The following is a 17459-nucleotide window of genomic DNA, read 5'->3' on the forward strand; positions in this document are numbered from 1 at the left end:
GTTCGTCCGCGTGAAGATTGAGCTTCCGGACGCACCGCCGACCCTCGAGACGTTGCTGGCCCCCGTGGCCATCGATGTGCCGGTGCTACCCCTGGTCGCCGCGCTGCTCGCCACCGGCTACGTCTTGGGGGCGATCACGCTCTGGAGAGAAGGACGTCGGTGGCCGGTGTGGCGAACGATCTGCTTCGTTTTGGGGTGCGTGGTGCTGGCGGCGGTCACCGGCCTAGGTGTAGAGGCCTACGGGCACTCCCTGGTATCGGTGTTCATGTTTCAGCAACTGACCCTCATGATGACGGTGCCCCCGCTCCTGGTCCTCGGTTCTCCCGGGTCGCTCCTGCTCCGGGCGACACCTCACCGCGGGGTGGGGCGGACCGTCCTCGCCGTGGCGCACAGTGGCTTGCGTAGCTCCGCGGCGAGATGGGCGCTGAGCCCATGGTGCACAGTCCCGCTCTACCTGCTCGCGTTCTACGGCCTCTACCTCGCCAACGCGGCGGATGCGATCTTAGGTTTGCCAGGCGGTCACGCGGCGCTGGAAGTCGCCTTCCTGCTCGCTGGGGTTCTCTTCACGATTCCGATCCTCTCGTCTGATCCGTTGCCGATCCGGCTCAGCCATGCGGGCCGAGCGCTCGACGTCTTTGCCGAGGCTGCACTTCACGCCTTCTTCGGGGTCTTCCTCATGATGGGCAGCACGGTCCTCGTCGCGTCATTCGTCGCACCGACCGAAGCACTCGGGATCAGCCCGCTTGAGGATCAGCGACTGGCCGGCGGCCTGGCATGGTCGTACGGGGAAGCACCCACGGTCTTGATGCTGATGTACGTCATGCATCGGTGGTTCCGCGACGATACCGCGAAGGCGTCCGCCGCTGACCGGTACCGAGATCTCCACGGGGACAGCGATCTCGACGCGTACAACGCGTACCTTCGGAAATTGGACGCCGATGGTCCGCAACGTTGAGACGCAAGAGGTCGCACTCACTCGCGCCGGTGCGATGTCGAAAAGCGTCGGCGCGCACAGCAACGGCAGACACCTCCGTCTACCGTTCCCCGTCGCGCTGGCCGCATCCGTCCTCGCAGGCGCGGCGCTCGATCTCGCGTACCCGCAGGTGGGCTGGTGGCCACTTGCATTCGTCAGCGTGGCGGTAGCCCTTTGGACACTCGTCGGGCGTTCGCTCCCTTCGGCGTTCCTCATCTCCGTTGCCTTCGGCGCAGCCTTCTTCCTCTTCCACCTCTCGTGGGTGTCGACCTTTCTCGGTCCGCTCCCGTGGGTCGCGCTTGCGGGCCTACAGTCCATCCTCTTCGGCGCGGGCGGGCTTCTCATCACGCTCGCTTACCGCCACGGTCGGCACCTTCGTCGCCTGAGCGGGATCCTGCTTCCCGCATGGGTTGCAGGGTTGTGGGTGCTTCGCGAAAGCGTGATGGGGTCATGGCCGTATGGAGGGTTTCCGTGGGCCCGGACAGGTCTTGTGCTCGTAGACTCGCCCTTTGTCGAAACTGCGTCGTGGCTTGGGACTACAGGCCTCTCGTTCCTGCTCGTGTTCACGTGCGCCAGCGTTCTGGAAGTGGCTCTTCGACGACGGTGGCAACTCATCATTGCGCCGGCAGCGGTGCTCCTAGTGATGCTCGTGATCCCTTTGTTCCCTACGCAGGCCACCGGCAACTTGCGACTCGGATGGGTTCAGGCGAACGGTCCCAGCGGATACTTCGATCACAAGGCGCCCGGAGACATCCTTATTGCCCAACTCGACGCGACCGAGCCACTATTGGGGCAGGACATGGACGTCCTCGTCTGGCCGGAGGGATCAGTCGACGCCGACCCGCTCAACGACACACCCGCGGCTGCCCGACTTGATCGCGTCGTGAAAGCCACAGGCGCGGAGTTGCTCGTGAACGCAGCGACCACCCGCGGCACACAGACCTTCAATACCTCTTTGCTGTGGAACTCCCGCGGTGCCGACCAGCTTTATGACAAGGCCCATCCCGTCCCCTTCGGCGAGTACGTTCCAGACCGCTGGTTCTTCGAGAAGCTCGCGCCCGATCTCTTGCGCTTGATCCAACGGGAGTACACGCCGGGATCGAACCCTCCGACAATGGACCTCGCGAAAGCCCGAATCGGTCTCGCCATCTGTTTCGACGTCATCTACGACGATGTGATCCGCGACGGGGCGCTCTCTGGGGCAGAGCTCTACGTGTTTCAAACCAACAACGGAGACTTCCGCGGAACCGACGAAAACCTGCAGCAACTGGCAATCGCACGCATGCGTGCCATCGAGACCGGGCGCACGGTAGCCAATGTCTCCACCACCGGCACCAGCCAGATCATCAGCAAGGACGGCACCACGATCTCCGAGCTCGGAGAGAACACGACCGGCGCTCGAATAAGTGAGGTAACGCTGAACACCGGAATCACGGCCGCCGTCCTACTCATGCCCTGGATCGCCCCAGTACTGGGCGCCCTCAGCATCCTCGGTTTCGCCGCAGTCCGACTCGCGCCCACACTGCTTTCACACACGACACTGAAGGATCGACGAGCTCGATGAATCTTTCTCGTACCCTGCTTGCCGGCGCTGCAGCACTGGGAATCGCTTCGGCACTCGCCGGGTGTGCGCCAACCGTTCATATGGAACCGGCGATCTCCGCCAATGACCCCGCGTGCGCGGAGGTCATCGTCCGCCTCCCGGCGTCGCTCGGGGAACAGTCGAGGGTGTGGACGGACGCGCAGGCAACCGCTGCGTGGGGGACGCCGAGCGCAGTCCGCCTCACCTGCGGGGTCGGAGCTCCGCCGCCGACGGATCAGCAATGCGTCAGCCTCGGTGGAGCGGAATGGATCGTAGACGAATCGGAAAGCCCGAATCTGCTCATGACGACATATGGACGAGAGCCCGCCGTGCAGGTCTCCGTCGACACGACCACAATCTCAGCCGACAGCGTTCTCGAGTCCCTCGCCGGGGCCGTGCAACAGATACCGGCGACGAGCGGATGCGCCGTCGCCACCACCGGCGATCCCACGGACGCCGATGCAGGAGCGGACGCGCCGTGAGTTACTCCGTACTTCGGGTTGCCGGCCCCACAATTCTCATCGTCACTGCAGTCCTCGCCCTCGCTCTCGCCTTGGTCATCGGCCACGGTGCTGCTCCACGACTTATCAGCGACCCCGGACCGCTGGTTCGATGGGGACTTCCCCTCGCCAAGCTGCTCGTCAATCTCTCTGGGGCTTTAATGGCGGGCTCGCTCGTGCTGGCCTCCTTTGCGCTCGTCGCTGGAACGAAGCCCTTCATGGTGAGCTTGGACACGGCGTCAGCAGGCGCGGCCGCTCTGACCCTTGCCAGTGCTGCCGTCGCGTTTCTGACATTCCTGTCTTCCTTTAATGCGAAGGTGGATCTAGGGGCAGAGTTCGGTGCACAGCTCGGTCGATATCTTTTGGAAACCGAGCTCGGCCGCGCTTGGCTCGTCACCGTGATCTTCGCCGCCGTCGTCACCGTGCTCGCGTTCGCCGTGCGAGGGTACGGCTCAGTGATGTTCACGACAATCGTCGCGTTGATCACGTTGGTTCCGATGGCGACTCAAGGTCACTCCGGGGAGCTGGCGAATCACGACGCTGCGGTGATGTCACTGGTGCTTCATGTCCTCGCCGCCGCCATCTGGTTAGGAGGACTGCTCTTGCTCGTCCTCCTGCGACCAGCGGTCTCACCAGCGCTGCTCGGCAACCTGCTGCGCCGATACTCGACAGTGGCCCTGGTGACATTCGTCGTGGTCGCGATCTCCGGCTACTTTCGCGCGCTCACCGCCCTGGGGCGCTGGGACGAGCTTGCAACTCCCTACGGTGCAATCCTCATCTCGAAAGTGCTCGCTCTGGTAGTGATGGGCGTTCTCGGCGCGCTGTACCGGCGGCGCCTTATCGCAGCGGCGAGTGGCGGCTCGCGAGTGTTCTGGGTCTTCGTCTGCATCGAACTCGCGTTCATGGGTATCGCCAGCGGTGCGGCGGCGGCGCTCGCGCGCACGGCGGCTCCGGCGGACATAGCCCCCGCCGCGCAGTCCACTGCCGCCGAGATCCTCACCGATGGACCAGTGCCTGCGCCGCTCACAGGCGTCCAATGGTTCGTGGCCTGGAGCCCGGATCTGCTGTGGCTGTTCGTCGTCGGTTTCGCATCGCTCCTCTACGCCATCGGCATTCGGCGATTGCTGCAGGCGGGGCAGCGATGGCCCGCACGGCGCGTAGCGAGTTGGGTCGCAGCCATGATGCTGTTGTTGTGGGCTACCAGCGGGGCGCCGGCGGTCTATGGCCACTACCTCATCAGCATGCGGATGCTCGCCGTCTGCCTTCTGCTCGTCGCTATCCCGCTTCTTCTCTCTTTCGCAGCTCCTGTCTCACTTGCCGGCCGAACCATGCACCCACGCAGAGATGGCTCTCGTGGACCCCACGAGTGGTTGTCGCTCGTCGAGGGTTCTCCTGTGATCCGCTGGATGCTCCGCCCAACCAGCGCAGGCTTGCTGTTCGCTGTCACCTTGTGGGGACTCTTCGCGACAGACGCCCTGCGCTGGTCGCTCTACGATCAACTGGGTTATGAACTCGTGATCGCCTTGCTGCTGGCGGTCGGGTATCTACTCATGGCCTCTATGACCACCGCGAGCGTGGATGATGAACGACCGCGCCGCTGGGCCGCTCTCATCCTGGTGGGAGTCGCCGCGACGACGACAGCCCTCGCCGTTCTCGTCGCCGGTCGTCCGGACCTGATGGCCGCCGAATGGTACGGAGCGATGGGGCGGACATGGGGGACTGAGCCTCTCGAAGATCAGGCTCACGGCGGAAGGATTCTGTTGTCCATCGGTGTGGTCCTAGTTCTTCTGGCTGCAGGGCAGCAGGTCAGCTGGGTTCACCACCAGAAACCCCTCCCATCAACGCCTACAACGAACGGAATCAAGAAATGACACACAGCAGGGCACCGTGGTATGCCGCCGCAGTCGTAACGGTTGCCGCGATCTTGACGTGGGGACCCGCGTCCGTGGCTATCGCCCACGACAATCTCTCGGACGCGTTCCCCGCCGCGGATGAAACCGTCACGCAAGTCGACGCTGTTGTTCTCACGTTCAGCGGTGAGCTCATCGACTTCAGCCAGTCGAGCTTCGCTCAGGTCCAAGGTCCTGACGGCCTGTACTACGAGTCGTCTTGCTCCACCATCAACCAGAACGTGCTCTCCACTCCGGTCAGCCTCGGCCCCTCCGGCCTGTACTCCGTTGTCTGGACAGCCGTGTCCAGCGACGGTCACCCTATCTCCGAGGGATACACGTTCACCTACGTAGCGCCCGATTCCAGCGCCCCGGGCCTCGGATGGGACCTGCCGGCGTGCGGCAACGAGACAACCCGCGCGCAGCCCCAGCTGGAAACGGCTGAGCCGTCGCCGTCCGCAAGCCCGGGCATCACCGATGCAGCCTCACCGCCGACTTCGCCAGCAGCGACGCCGTCGAGCTCCGAGAACGCGGCTGCAATCGTGGTGCCCATCGTTCTGACGGTTGCGGTCGTCGGCGCGCTCGTCGTCGTGACGACGTGGGTCGTGGGTCGTGTGCGCCGACGGCATCCTGGGGAGGAGTAGCGGTTATCCGTCGCGGCGGATGGAAGCCGTCCGCTCCGCTAGGGCGTCGAAGAGATCGTCGGTCACGAACGCCAAGCCCAGGCGTCGTGCTCGGCATCGCGCAGCACCTCGTCGAGGCGTCCGACGCGTAGCGCATCGATGGCGCGCGGCGGATCTTTGTCAGGGAGCGCGATGTTCAGCCACTTTGCCCAGGTCCAGTGGCCTGCGGTCCCTGTCTGCAGTACCGCCAGGACGTCGCTCAGCCCGTCCACAACGCGACCGTCGTGGAGCTGGAATGCCGGGTACAGCGTGACTCCGTCACCGGTTTCGAGCACGAGCAGCTGCAGAGTCTCGCCTGCGTCAGCGACCTTGGCCTCCGTCCATCCGAGCGTCCGCGCAAGACCCGTCGTCGTGTAGCAGGGACCGATAATCTTTGCCCACGGGTTCGGCGATTCGTCATCGGTCATAGCTTGCCCTCGGGGTCACCCTTCGGGGGACGAGTGTGACGGCGACGGACGTCTTCGATGAGTTCGTCGAGGGTACGCCGCCCGTCGACGTAGTCTCGGGCATCGCGGATGGCATCCGGAGTTGGCGCGAGCCCGTCCAAGGCCCCTGAGTGCAGCGCTTCAGCGGCGCCCTTCGCACGCTTCTCACGCGCGAGGTAGTCGTCCTCCCACTGGTCCGCCATGCTGCGGATGATGGCAAGGCTTGGCGTCGCCATCCTCAACGTCTTCATATCGAGGATTGCGAGGTTCGCCTCCTGACCGTCTTTTCCCAGGCTCGCGACCCGGCGACCGTCTTCAGTCTTGCCGCCGCCCGGTGCATGCAGGTGCCCATGAGCAAGCAGCTCGGGACGCACCGCATCCCACACTTCACTGATTCGCGCGCGTGACGCGGCGGACGCCTCGAGCGCAGTCTTGGTGAACCAATTCGGATTAGTGCGGAGGATCTTCTGAACGGATCGAACCGGGGTGTTGGCCGGGGACTCATGGGTGAGCATCAGGTCCGCGGCGCCGCCGGCGACTGCTGCCGAGACGTTTTCGTCGGTCACTGCCTCATCCGGCCACCAGGTCAGCCCTTCCTGTCGGGACTCACGGTCAACGGATGAAGCACCCCCGAGGGCGAGAACTGAGCGTCCGCCGATGGTGAGGCGTGCCGGCCGCGGGAGTATCCAGGTGAACTTCGAGACGCGGACCGCTTCGCCGGGGTGCTTCTCGAGGAGTGGCGTGATTTGGCCAAAATCCTCGTGGTTTCCGACTACGACGTAGAAGCGGTCGATGCTGGTGTCGGCGAAGATCTCGTCGATTGCGCCCGGCGGCATCCACCAGTCGCCGAGGTGCAGCATCGTTTTGACGTCGGGCGCGAGGGTGGGCAACACCCGGGATATCATCCGAGCCCACCCCTGATTCCCATGCCAGTCCCCGCACACCGCGACTCGTTGATCGGGGAGGTCGATGGCGGGCGTGTGCTCGAGAGTTCTCACGCGTGGCCTTTCTGCCCAGGCTCGTTCGACGCCTCAAGGGCTCGGTGATGGATCGAGAACCATTTCGATAGTTGTCGTCACCACATTGCCGAAGTCCTCCATCCAGAGCGCGGAGAATCCGCATCAAGTGCGAGCGAGCCGCTGTTCGAAACTGTGAGATGGACCAGTATGTGCGTGTTTGGATCAAGTTAGCAGAATTTGTGATCACTAACGTCACATGTTCGCAGAAGTGGGAGAGTGCCGCGCACAAGTCAGACATGAACAACTCAGCTATCAACATGACCATCAACAACTCCGACGCGTTCACCGCTGTGAACGACCGATTCCTTCAGCTCGACTCTCGTCCGCACGCTCCCATCCCAACCGCGACCCTTCAGGAAGCCATGGCTCTCGTCGATGCATCGGGTGTCGCAGACCTCTTCGTCGAATGGGCCACCGAGGACGGGAAGACGGTCCGAGCGACGCGCCTGTCTGCTCGACAGGTGCTCGCCGTATGGATCGCCCTTGAGCTCGCCCAGAGGGAGTCGACCATCTCGAACGTGACTTCGGCGCTGAGTGAGCACCTGACGCCCGCACGCCGCCGAGCGCTCGGCTTGACGGACGACTTCTTGAAGCACAGCCGGGAGCAGGTCGCGCGCATGGTCCGCCGTGCGACGGTCGCCCTCACCGACCTCATGGACGCGTTCCCGACCTCCACCCGCGGACGACGTCTCACAAAGGGTGAGTGGGATGGTGTTCTGGCAGAACGCGCCAGCATCTCGGTCGAACTCGAGCAGCGGCGCAAGCGGTTTCTTGCCTTCGCCAACAGGCTCCTCGAAGCCCAGCACAAGATCGCAGCAGTGAGTGACTCACAGCAGGGGGTGAGTGTCGTGGTCGACAGCCGCTTTCGGAGCGCCGGGGTCCGTGGGGTCGGACAGCGGCGCATGGACGCACTCGGTGACACCGGGCGCGTCTCGCTGGAGCCTGACGCCGGCTTCTGGGTCCAGGACCCGACGGGTGCGGACCGCCAGGCGCGGTATGGGTGGGAGGACGAGCTCGCCGTGCTGATCTCCAGCGATCCTGGCCAGCCGCGCTCCGTGCCGAACATCGTCATCGGCTTCAACCCGCACCTGCCGAGCTCCGGCTTCGCGACCGCGGCGGCGGAGATGCTCCACGACATCGCAGGACGCGGTGCTGGACTCGACCACGTCGTCCTCGACCGTGCATACATGGCAACTCGCCCGGATGTCCTGCGCACCCCGCTGATGAATCTCGGGGTGAAGCTCGTCGCGGACTACCCGACGAACAGACTCGGGGTTCAGGCGTTGTCGGACACGGGAATCCTCGTCGATGGCACTTGGTATGCCCCGTCGCTACCGGTCGAGTTGCAGGATGCGGGGAGGGAGTTCGCCAGCGTCCGCGGCGGTGCCGCACTCAGTGACCGTATGGAGGCGGCGAAGGTGTTGAAGAAGAAGGTGACCGCCCGCGCAGAGTTCTCCCGGCAGCATCCCCGTGCTACGGATGTGAGCGACCGCGACGAGCAGCACTACCCGTACAAGTCCGAGCAATGGAACAAGGTGAACGGCATGGGCCGGGGAGCATTCGAGACCTACGCCGCAGCGTTGTCCCGCACCGAGCAGAATCGGCCCGGACGTCGACGGATGCGGGGCGCCACTGCTCTCGCGTTCCTCGGCTTGCTCGAGGTCGTCGGAACGAACGCACGCATCCTGGAGGACTTCCGTGCAGCCCAGCAGCGTCCTCGCACTCGCACAGTGGTGCTTCCCCCGCTGGCACCGGCCGCCGCGCCGCCGGTGTCGCGTGAGTCGTCGGACTGCCGACCGAAGCAGTTGCGGCAACCGGTTCTGATGTGCCCGGCCGTCGGCAAGACGTCGTCATCCCCATGCAAGAAGCGAGAAGCCGGCAACTAGCGCCAACCGAGAACGGGCTGTCCACCGCGGACAGCCCGTTCTTGCATTCCCGCCAAGGCGAGGCGCGTGGTCGCTCCTTTCAGAGTGTGCGCGTCGCGTAACCGAGAAGTCGGGCGCGCTCAGCCGTGAGCCGGCCCGCAGCTTCTGCGACGCGCTGTCGGGAGAACCAATGGGCTAGGGCTGACTCGCCGGGGAGTGCGCCTCGAATCCGCGGTGCTCGGCCTTCGGTCGCGATGAACCGACGCAGCTCGTCTGCTCGCTCCTCCCAGGCATCTGCGCGTGGGCGTTCGCTCCACCCGGGCAACGCCGCGAGCGCGACCTTCTGATCCGCGGTCAAGGTCGTTGCGCGGCGCTGGCCGGACGCCCATCCGACGATGTCGGCGGGAACGCCGTCGCTGAGACGCGGAAGGCGTCCGAGGGCGTGCGCCTGCTCCGCGACCTTTTCGTAGTTGGCCCACCAAGGGCCGCGGTCTCGTCCCGATCCGGGGGTCTTGCGTGGTGTGTGCATGCGTTAGGCATGCGCGGTCCTGATCCGCGGGAGTGACACGCCGCGGGCGATGCCCGTGCTCGCAGTTGATGCGACGTGTCCGCGAGCGGGAGTCCTACCGTTGCGGAGTCGCAGGTGCCGAGCTCGAGTGCAGGGGAGTGGATCATGACTTCGCCGAAGCCGTCCATGAAAGGTGAGAACGCCAGCCCGCCCGAGGCCGATGCGCTCCGGTTCGCCGAGAGCGTGGTCGACGATGTCGCGCGGAGGTTGTCATATCGAACAGCTGATCTGTTGACGGCGGTGCAGCACCACGCGCGGTGGGCGCATGTGGTTTCGGGGTTGCCGTTGGAGCGGGAGTTCCTCTTTCGGAAAGACGTCATCGCCGTCGCTGTACAGCAACTGCCCATGCGCTCCGAAGCCTCGCTCGGTCGGCGGCGCGCTGTGTTGCTTCGGGTTGCGGAGGAGCTCGGAGTCGTGGAGCGGTCACTACCCCCGCTGTACGGGTCGGAGCCGAGCGCACCCTATACAGGTCTCGAGGTGGCGGAGCTCCGCCTGTGGGCGGCCGTGCAACGTGAAAGCCGACGGCGGGACGCGTGGGCGCTACTGGCTCTCGGGGTAGGAGCCGGACTCGCCGCATCAGAGGTCTGCGCGGTCAACGCGCGGGACATCACGGAGGATGGCGCGCGGGTGCACGTCTTCGGTCCGCGTGAACGAGTTGTCCCTGTCGATGAAGAGTGGACCGTCACCCTGGCCGAACTCGTCGCCGGCCCCGACTGTGGTCCGCTGTTCGTCCCGGGCGTTCGCTGGTACAAGAACAAGATCGGCGACTTCGTGCGAGTGACTCACGGGGACCAGCTTCGACCGATGCCGCAGCGGATGCGCGCCACCTGGCTCGTGCGGCGGATGGCAGAGGGGATGCCGGTTCAGGATCTCAAGTACGCCGCGGGGATCAGGTCGTTGGGCGCTCTCGCTCGATTCGAGCGATATCTTCCTGCACCTTCTGTTGCGCCTGCGCCAAGTAGTCCCGCACGTCGGTGAGTCGTTGCCGTTCTCGATGCCGCTCTTCGGACGCGGGCCACGCAACCGCCGAGAACGGGACTCCGGCAGCATCGAGCAGAAGCATCAGATCGTCCAGGCCCGCGGGAGTGTTCCCGTTCATCAGGCGCGACAACCGTTCGCGTCCCCACCCGGTGCGCTCAAGAAGATCTACGCGCTTGAATCGCCCCGCCTTGAGCCCGGCGAGCACCAGTCCGACCGCGGAGTCCTGAAGCTGAGCTGCGCGGCTCCGGGCTCGTTCGACCGGATCATCGGGGAGCTTGCTCCAGGTTCGTCGTACTCCGTGGTGGCCGAACCGACCGGGATTGGGTGCATAGGCCCGGGGAGTGCGTCGAGTCGTAGGCATACCTCCATCCTTGCAGTTCGAGTGACGGGAAGGATCACATCAGCGCGATCTATGACTGCAAGAGTCATACTTTCGCGAGCGATGCGAAAGGGCCGCGCACAGGGGCGGCATGACGAAATCCTCTCCAGTCACCAACTCCCACTACAACCCGATGCTCGGATCGGCGACTTGGACGCGCGTTCAGCCCTTCGTCGACGAAACCATCGCCGAGCGATGCACCGATATGAGTGAGCGTCAGATCGACGAGCACCAGCGGTCGCTCGCGTTCTTCGGAGACTGGATCGTGCAGACAGGCATGGTGGAGCTCCACGAGGCTCTGTCGGAAGACATCATCGACGTCTACACGGTCGACCGCGCGAAAGAGGTCGTTCCGGTCATGGCCGAACGGGAGCGCAAGATGCTTCGGCGTCTGGCTGGGATGACCCCGTCGGTCGAGAAGCGGGCGGTCTCGACCGCGTCGGAGCCTGAGCGCCCGTACTCCGACGATGAACTCGCGACCTTCCACCACTGGGCTTCCTACCAGCGCACTGACCACCAGCGGGCAGCGTGCATGGCGATCTTCGCCCTCGGCGTCGGGTGTGGCTTGACCTCTGGCGAGATCCTCGCCGTGCGAGGCAGGGACCTGCTCGACCTCGACGGAGTCCTCGCCGTCCGCGTTGCGCGCGACGGGCGAATCGTTCCTGTCGTCGACCGCTGGGAGGAGTGCATTGCCAAGGTCATGGCTGATAACCCGACCGATGCACTCGTCGTGGCGCCTCATGCAACTCACCGGTATGGGGCGATGCAACATGTCCTTCGGACGTCGAAGGGAGAAGTGAAGCCCACCGCGGCACGCCTGCGGATGACGTGGCTGGTCGCCCATCTCGACGCCGGAACGCCCCTCGCCGCACTGTTGCCCGCATCCGGGATGACGTCTACGGACTCGCTCCGTCGGGCGATGAGCTTCGTCCGGCCAATTTCGGCCGACCGGTCCTACGAGGCGCTCCGCATGACGGGTGCGGGCCGATGAGAACGGACAAACCCAAGAAGAACGATCTCTTCCTCGACGACAACGCTGAACTCGAGGAGATGCTCTTCGACCCTCGTGCTCGCGGACCGGTCGCGACCGGAATGGTGCAGCAATGCGCCAAGCTCATCGACAGCGTCGGCATTCCTGAGCTGCTCGCCCAGTGGGACCACGAAGTTCATGCACCGATCCGAGGGGGCAGGCCGGCCTCCGTGCCCATGCGGGGGATCCTCATCCTGTGGCTGGTGCTGGCCTGGGAGCACCAGCCCCTGCAGCTCAAGAAGCTGCGGGACATCATCACCGAACGGTTGACGCCCGAGACTGCCGCCATTCTCGGCATCACCCTTGATGCGACAGTCAGCCCGGACGGCTGGTACGAGCGCGCCCGCCGGTCGACCAACCGCATCATGAGCCTCATCGACTACCACCCCATCTTCAACAGGCATCGCCGCCTCCAGAAACAGGAGTGGGACCGCGTCCGCGCGGATCGCGAAGAGATCGCCGAGGTGCTCTCCGTCCGCGCGCACCGCGCCGACGAGCTGATGAACCTGCTCCTGCACGCCACCTACCTGTGGATGCCCAAGCGCCTGCGCTCCGACAAGGTCTCCGTCACCATCGACGCGACGGCTGTTCGCGTCCATGCGCGAGGTGTCGGCGTCACCCGACTTTCCAAGCTCGGAGCCGAGGAGACCGTCTCCATCGAACCCGACGCGGCGTTCTGGGCGCGGGAAACCGATGACCACTCTGATGATGGCAAGACGTCCATCAGGAAGATGAAGTACGCCTACGAACTCGAGCTGGGAGTTCTCACGAGCAATGACCCGACGCGTCCCGAGGACATCCCGCACATCGTTGTCGGCATTGGACATCACGCCCCGGCGTTTGGACCGGGCAAAGCGGCACGAGCGATGTTCGAGAACATCGTGAGTCGCGGTCTCCAGCTCGACCACGTCATCGGGGACCGCGCGTACCTTCCAGGCGCCAAGGAAGCCGACCTTCAGAACTATCTTCGCTCCACCGGTGCGAAACTCGTCATGGATTACCACAAGAACTTCCTCGGCTACCAGGACAGCTACGCAGGGGCCATCATGGTCGACGGCAACTGGTACTGCGCCTCGATGCCGCAGACGCTCATCGACGCGAGCAAGCGCTACCGGGCCGGCGAGGACGCTGACGACAAGAACCGTTCGTTGACGAAGTCGCAGCGCGCTGCTCGGGCCAGACAGCGGCTCGAGCAATGGCTCAGCGATGTCGAAGCACGAGCACCATACCTCTTCAGCACGAAGGGTGCGCAGAAGGCAAACGGGAAGAGGCCGTGGTCCTGCCCAGCGGGCGCCAACACCCCCACCGCTTCCTGCCCGCGCAAGCCGAACAAGATCGCGTCGGGCAAGGTGCCTCTCACGATCATCAGGCGCCCCGTGGAGGGCCCTGCGAAGGTGTGCGACAACGTGACCAGTGTTCACTTCCCGGCCGAGGCGGGCGGCAAGTTCGCCCAGGAGTATCAGTACGGCTCCAAGCCGTGGCGCGAGATGTACGGCCACGGCCGGAACAGCGTCGAGTCCTTCAACGCCTATCTCAAGGATGGCGGTACACACGCCCTTGAAGACGGTTCGCGCCGTCGCCTCCGTGGCTCCGCTGCACAGTACTTCCTCGCGACGATGACCGTGGTCGCAGCGAACCTCGACAAGATCCGGGACTTCGCCGCTCAGAAGATCGAAGACGGTCTCGACTACGAGGCGGGGATTGAAGCTCCGCGCGCCAAGAAGCGCAAGCCACGCCGCAGCTCCCCTCAGCAGCGCGTCACGCACCAGCGCGGTCGAGCAACACGTAATCCCGTCCGTACATAGCCCACGGCTCCGCTCCACCAGTTAGATCACCGGCTCGAAGGTCGGCGTCAGCATGCCCAACTCCGGGTTCTGACGTCGCCCCCCGGGCCTTTTCTGTGGTCGGCGGTCGTCAGACTCCCTATGACTGTGCCCCTCGACCGGCACGAACGAGAAAAGCCGCCTGAAACCAGGCGGCTTTTCTCGTATTTGGGGGTTGCGCGTACGTATTCACATACCATCCGCGTACAACCCGATGTGCCCCCGACAGGAGTCGAACCTGCGACCTACGGTACCGGAAACCGGCGCTCTATCCACTGAGCTACGGAGGCGTACCGAACGACGATATCACTGCTCGGGTGCGGTCTCCGACCCGGCCTCGGTCACGGGCGCGTCGCCGAGCTCCGCGAGGGCGGCCGCGACCTTCTCGGCGAGGTAGCGGTGGCCGTCCGTGGACGGGTGCCGCCGCCCGAGGTCGACGTCGATGACGGAGAGGTAGTTCTGCGTGCTGATCCAGCCATCGGCGATGGGGGAGATGTACCACCAGCCGCGTGCGGCGGCGAGCTCGCCCAGATCGACGTCGATGCGTGCCGTGCCGGCCCCGACGGGCAGCTCGTGCGGCGCCGGGCCGAGGATGACGATCGTCGCGTCGGGGTACTTCGCCGACATGGCGTCCCACGCGGCGTCGACCGCCTCGCGGTAGCCCGCCGCACCCTGCTCGCGATCGTTGATGGATCCCTGCATCACGACGAGGTCGGGCGCGAGGCCGGGGTCGAGGGCGGCGATTCGCTCTCCGAACGCGGGACCGTCGAGCCCGGGCTTCAGGTATCCGCTGCCCCGGACGCCGTTGACGATCGTCTCGCCGTCCAGCAGGTCGGCGAGCACGTAGGCGTACCCGAGCGTGGGTTCCGTGGCCGCGGATCCGTACGTCCACGAATCGCCGAAGACGAGGACGGTCGGATCCTCGGGGAGGAGCAGGGGAGCAGGGGCGATCGCGACGGCAGAGTCGTTCGAGGCCGCGGCGCCCACGGGGTCGGACGAAGGGGCACCGGACCACGGTCGGAGGATCCCCAGGACGAGCGCCGCGATCGCCAGGATCACGGCGACCGTCACCCCCGCGAGGGGCAGGCGACGGCGGGTCGAGGCGGCGGTCATGGCATGACTGTAGATCAGGAATCGGCCGCCGCAAATTCCGGCAGGTGACGCGCCGTAAACTGGGAGGCCTATGAACCCTGAAACGCTCGCCGAAGCCCTCCTCGCCGTCCTCGCACCGATCGCCGAGGAACGACGTCCCGGCGAGCCGCTCGCGCTCGCCGCATCCGACATCGTGCTCGAGCGCCCTCGCAATCGCGACCACGGCGACTGGGCATCGAACGTCGCGATGCGGGTGGCGAAGCAGCTGGGCACCAACCCGCGCGAGCTCGCCCTGCAGATCGCCGACGGTCTGGCACAGGTCGAGGGCGTCGCGAGCGCCGAGGTGGCGGGGCCGGGCTTCATCAACATCCGTCTCGACGCGGCAGCCGCGGGCGCGCTCGCGAAGGTCATCGTCGACGCCGGTGAGACCTACGGGCACAACCAGACCCAGGCCGGCCGCAGCATCAACATCGAGTTCGTGAGCGCGAACCCGACCGGTCCGCTGCACATCGGGCACACGCGCTGGGCCGCACTCGGCGATGCGATCGCCCGCGTCCTCGCGGCGTCCGGCGCGACGGTGGCCAGGGAGTACTACATCAACGACGCCGGCGTGCAGATGGAGCGCTTCGCCCACTCCGTGCTCGCGGCGGTCAAGGGTGAGCCCACGCCGGAGGGCGGCTACGCGGGCAGCTACATCGGAGACCTCGCAGTGCGCGTGCAGGCGGCGCGTCCGGACCTGCTCGACCTCGACGCCGAGGAGCAGGTCGTCGTGACCCGCGAGCTCGCCTACGGCTTCCAGCTCGAGGAGCAGAAGGAGTCCCTCTCGAAGTTCAACGTCGATTTCGACGTCTGGTTCTCCGAGCGACTCCTGCATGCGAAGAACGACGACGGCGTGAGCGTCGTCGACGAGGCCGTGGAGCGCCTGCGCGAGCAGGGTCACGTCTTCGACGACGAGGGCGCCGTGTGGGTGCGCACGACCGACTTCGGCGACGACAAGGATCGGGTGATCCGTCGCTCGAACGGGGAGTACACGTACTTCGCCGCTGACGCCGCGTACTACCTCAACAAGGGCGACCGCGGTTTCGAATACAAGCTCTACCTCCTCGGTGCCGACCACCACGGGTACGTCCACCGTCTCAAGGCGATCGCCGGCGCCGCGGGCGAGGACCCCGAGAAGAACGTCGAGGTGCTGATCGGACAGCTCGTATCGGTCGGCGGTGCACGCCTCAGCAAGCGCGCCGGCAACATCATCGAGATGGACGACCTGCGGGAATGGCTGGGCACGGATGCTCTCCGCTACTCGCTCGAGCGTTCTCCCGCCGACTCTCCGCTGGCGCTCGATCCGGAGCTGCTCCAGAAGCGCACGAACGACAATCCGGTCTTCTACGTCCAGTACGCCCACGCCCGCACGCACAACGTGGCGCGCAACGCCGCCGATTCGGGAGTCGACCGGTCCGAGTTCGAGCCGCAGACGCTCACCCACGAGACCGAGGCCGCTCTGCTCGGAGCGCTCCAGGAGTTCCCGCGCATCGTCGCGTTCGCCGCGGAGGTGCGTGAACCGCACCGCGTCGCCCGCTACCTCGAGGAACTCGCAGGCCTGTACCACCGCTGGTACGACAACTGCCGTGTGATCCCGCAGGGCGACGACCCGATCGAGAGCGTGCACCGCACTCGACTGTGGCTGAACGATGCCGCAGGTCAGGTGTTCCGCAACGGACTTGACCTCCTCGGAGTCTCGGCGCCCGAGCGCATGTGACCCGTGGTGTCGTCAGCCGTGTAAGGCAGGATGGCAGCATGAGCGACGACGACCACACACTCCCGTATCCCGCCGCGGACTCGGAGCATCCGACGCTCGTGATCCCCGGCGGGGGAGACGGGGCGGATGCTGCGGTCGAGCCCGCACGGAAGCGCCGCCGGTGGCCCTGGGTGCTGCTGATCGTGGTCGTCGTCCTCGCCCTGCTCGCCGTCGCGGCCGAGCTCATCGCCCGGGCGGTGCTGCCGGGGATCGTGCGCTCGGTCGTGATCGAGCAGCTCGACCTACCCGCGGACCAGGAGCTCGAGGTCGCGGCCGACGGCATCCTGATCCCGCAGCTGCTCGGCGGAAGCCTCGACAGCCTCCATCTGTCGACCGACTCCGTCACGCTCGAGGGCATCACCGGCGCCGCCGACGTGACGGCCACCGGTGTGCCGTTGCGCGGCGGCGACCTCGGCGGGGCGTCGGGCACGATCCGCATCGACGAGTCGCAGTTCACCGCGCTTCTCGCCGACACCGACCTGCCCATCGAGACCGTCACGCTCGAGGCGCCGAACGCCACGGTCGGCGGATCGGTCACCGTGCTCGGCATCTCGATCCCCGTCTCACTCACCGTCACACCGGGCATCGCCGAGGGCGACCTGGAGCTCACACCGGTCGGCCTGACCATCGGCGGACTCGAGGTCGACGCCGATCAGGTGGGTGCGTCGCTCGGGTCGCTGGGCGAGCGCCTCACCGAGACGCAGCGGATCTGCATCGCCGACCAGCTTCCCGCCGGAATCCTCATCACGGGCCTCACGGTGCAGGGGAGCGACGCAGTGATCGATGTCGACGTCGACGGCGACATCGCCACCGACGAGACCCTGCTCGAGAAGGGCGTGTGCCCGCAGGGCTGAC

At 65.7% G+C, this 17459-nt stretch carries 15 protein-coding genes and 1 tRNA gene; 11 read left to right on the forward strand and 5 right to left on the reverse strand.

The features are described 5' to 3' along the window. Nucleotides 1–10 precede the first annotated feature (10 nt). From BN2660_RS11960 to BN2660_RS11980, 5 genes are all read left to right on the forward strand, one after another. Complete coding sequence (locus BN2660_RS11960; protein ID WP_091232160.1) at nt 11–955, forward strand: cytochrome c oxidase assembly protein; 945 nt, start codon at nt 11–13, stop codon at nt 953–955. Beyond that, nucleotides 939–2537, forward strand: coding sequence for an apolipoprotein N-acyltransferase (lnt, locus tag BN2660_RS11965; protein WP_091232163.1), 1599 nt, complete (start codon nt 939–941; stop codon nt 2535–2537). Before BN2660_RS11960 ends, lnt begins: the two co-directional genes overlap by 17 nt. Nucleotides 2538–2617: 80 nt before the next feature. Continuing rightward, nucleotides 2618–3037 (forward strand): DUF3515 family protein, encoded by a 420-nt coding sequence (locus tag BN2660_RS11970; protein ID WP_255305185.1) that lies wholly within the window; start codon nt 2618–2620, stop codon nt 3035–3037. After that, entirely contained in the window at nt 3034–4926 is a 1893-nt protein-coding gene (locus BN2660_RS11975; RefSeq protein WP_176697179.1) for a bifunctional copper resistance protein CopD/cytochrome c oxidase assembly protein, read from the forward strand. Before BN2660_RS11970 ends, BN2660_RS11975 begins: the two co-directional genes overlap by 4 nt. 74 nt (nt 4927–5000) lie before the next feature. Beyond that, entirely contained in the window at nt 5001–5588 is a 588-nt protein-coding gene (locus tag BN2660_RS11980; RefSeq protein ID WP_176697180.1) for a copper resistance CopC family protein, read from the forward strand. A gap of 62 nt (nt 5589–5650) precedes the next feature. Here the strand turns inward: BN2660_RS11980 and BN2660_RS11985 are convergent, their stop codons facing one another. Continuing rightward, the gene (locus BN2660_RS11985; RefSeq protein ID WP_091232174.1) at nt 5651–6034 is read right to left on the reverse strand and encodes a hypothetical protein; all 384 of its coding nucleotides are present in this window, start codon (nt 6032–6034) and stop codon (nt 5651–5653) included. Further along, the gene (locus BN2660_RS11990; protein ID WP_091232177.1) at nt 6031–7050 is read right to left on the reverse strand and encodes a metallophosphoesterase; all 1020 of its coding nucleotides are present in this window, start codon (nt 7048–7050) and stop codon (nt 6031–6033) included. The genes BN2660_RS11985 and BN2660_RS11990 overlap by 4 nt, the downstream gene beginning before the upstream one ends. Before the next feature lie 257 nt (nt 7051–7307). Between BN2660_RS11990 and BN2660_RS11995 the strand changes: the two genes are divergently transcribed. Beyond that, nucleotides 7308–8957, forward strand: coding sequence for a hypothetical protein (locus tag BN2660_RS11995; protein ID WP_091232180.1), 1650 nt, complete (start codon nt 7308–7310; stop codon nt 8955–8957). Nucleotides 8958–9036: 79 nt separating this feature from the next. Here BN2660_RS11995 and BN2660_RS16875 read toward each other — a convergent pair whose 3' ends face one another. After that, a complete protein-coding gene (locus tag BN2660_RS16875; RefSeq protein WP_091232183.1) occupies nt 9037–9465 on the reverse strand; it encodes a helicase associated domain-containing protein in 429 nt (142 codons plus the stop codon). A 144-nt stretch (nt 9466–9609) separates the two neighbouring features. Between BN2660_RS16875 and BN2660_RS12005 the strand changes: the two genes are divergently transcribed. The 3 genes from BN2660_RS12005 (at nt 9610) to BN2660_RS12015 (ending at nt 13699) form a co-directional block, all read left to right on the forward strand. Then, nucleotides 9610–10482 (forward strand): site-specific integrase, encoded by an 873-nt coding sequence (locus BN2660_RS12005; RefSeq protein ID WP_141651288.1) that lies wholly within the window; start codon nt 9610–9612, stop codon nt 10480–10482. A 587-nt stretch (nt 10483–11069) separates the two neighbouring features. Further along, complete coding sequence (locus tag BN2660_RS12010; protein ID WP_141651289.1) at nt 11070–11855, forward strand: site-specific integrase; 786 nt, start codon at nt 11070–11072, stop codon at nt 11853–11855. Further along, complete coding sequence (locus tag BN2660_RS12015) at nt 11852–13699, forward strand: hypothetical protein (protein WP_091232189.1); 1848 nt, start codon at nt 11852–11854, stop codon at nt 13697–13699. Before BN2660_RS12010 ends, BN2660_RS12015 begins: the two co-directional genes overlap by 4 nt. A gap of 235 nt (nt 13700–13934) precedes the next feature. On the opposite strand, the gene BN2660_RS12020 is transcribed toward BN2660_RS12015, so the two are convergent. Both BN2660_RS12020 and BN2660_RS12025 read right to left on the reverse strand, forming a co-directional pair. Then, nucleotides 13935–14007: transfer RNA gene (locus BN2660_RS12020), tRNA-Arg, on the reverse strand. A 16-nt stretch (nt 14008–14023) separates the two neighbouring features. Continuing rightward, complete coding sequence (locus BN2660_RS12025; protein WP_176697181.1) at nt 14024–14830, reverse strand: SGNH/GDSL hydrolase family protein; 807 nt, start codon at nt 14828–14830, stop codon at nt 14024–14026. 70 nt (nt 14831–14900) lie between these two features. Here BN2660_RS12025 and argS point away from each other — a divergent pair, with 70 nt between their 5' ends. Further along, complete coding sequence (argS, locus tag BN2660_RS12030) at nt 14901–16565, forward strand: arginine--tRNA ligase (protein WP_091232192.1); 1665 nt, start codon at nt 14901–14903, stop codon at nt 16563–16565. A gap of 38 nt (nt 16566–16603) precedes the next feature. Next, a complete protein-coding gene (locus tag BN2660_RS12035) occupies nt 16604–17458 on the forward strand; it encodes an LmeA family phospholipid-binding protein (protein ID WP_091232196.1) in 855 nt (284 codons plus the stop codon). Nucleotide 17459 lies beyond the last annotated feature (1 nt).

This window comes from Microbacterium sp. 3J1, from assembly GCF_001049495.1.
GTDB lineage: Bacteria > Actinomycetota > Actinomycetes > Actinomycetales > Microbacteriaceae > Microbacterium.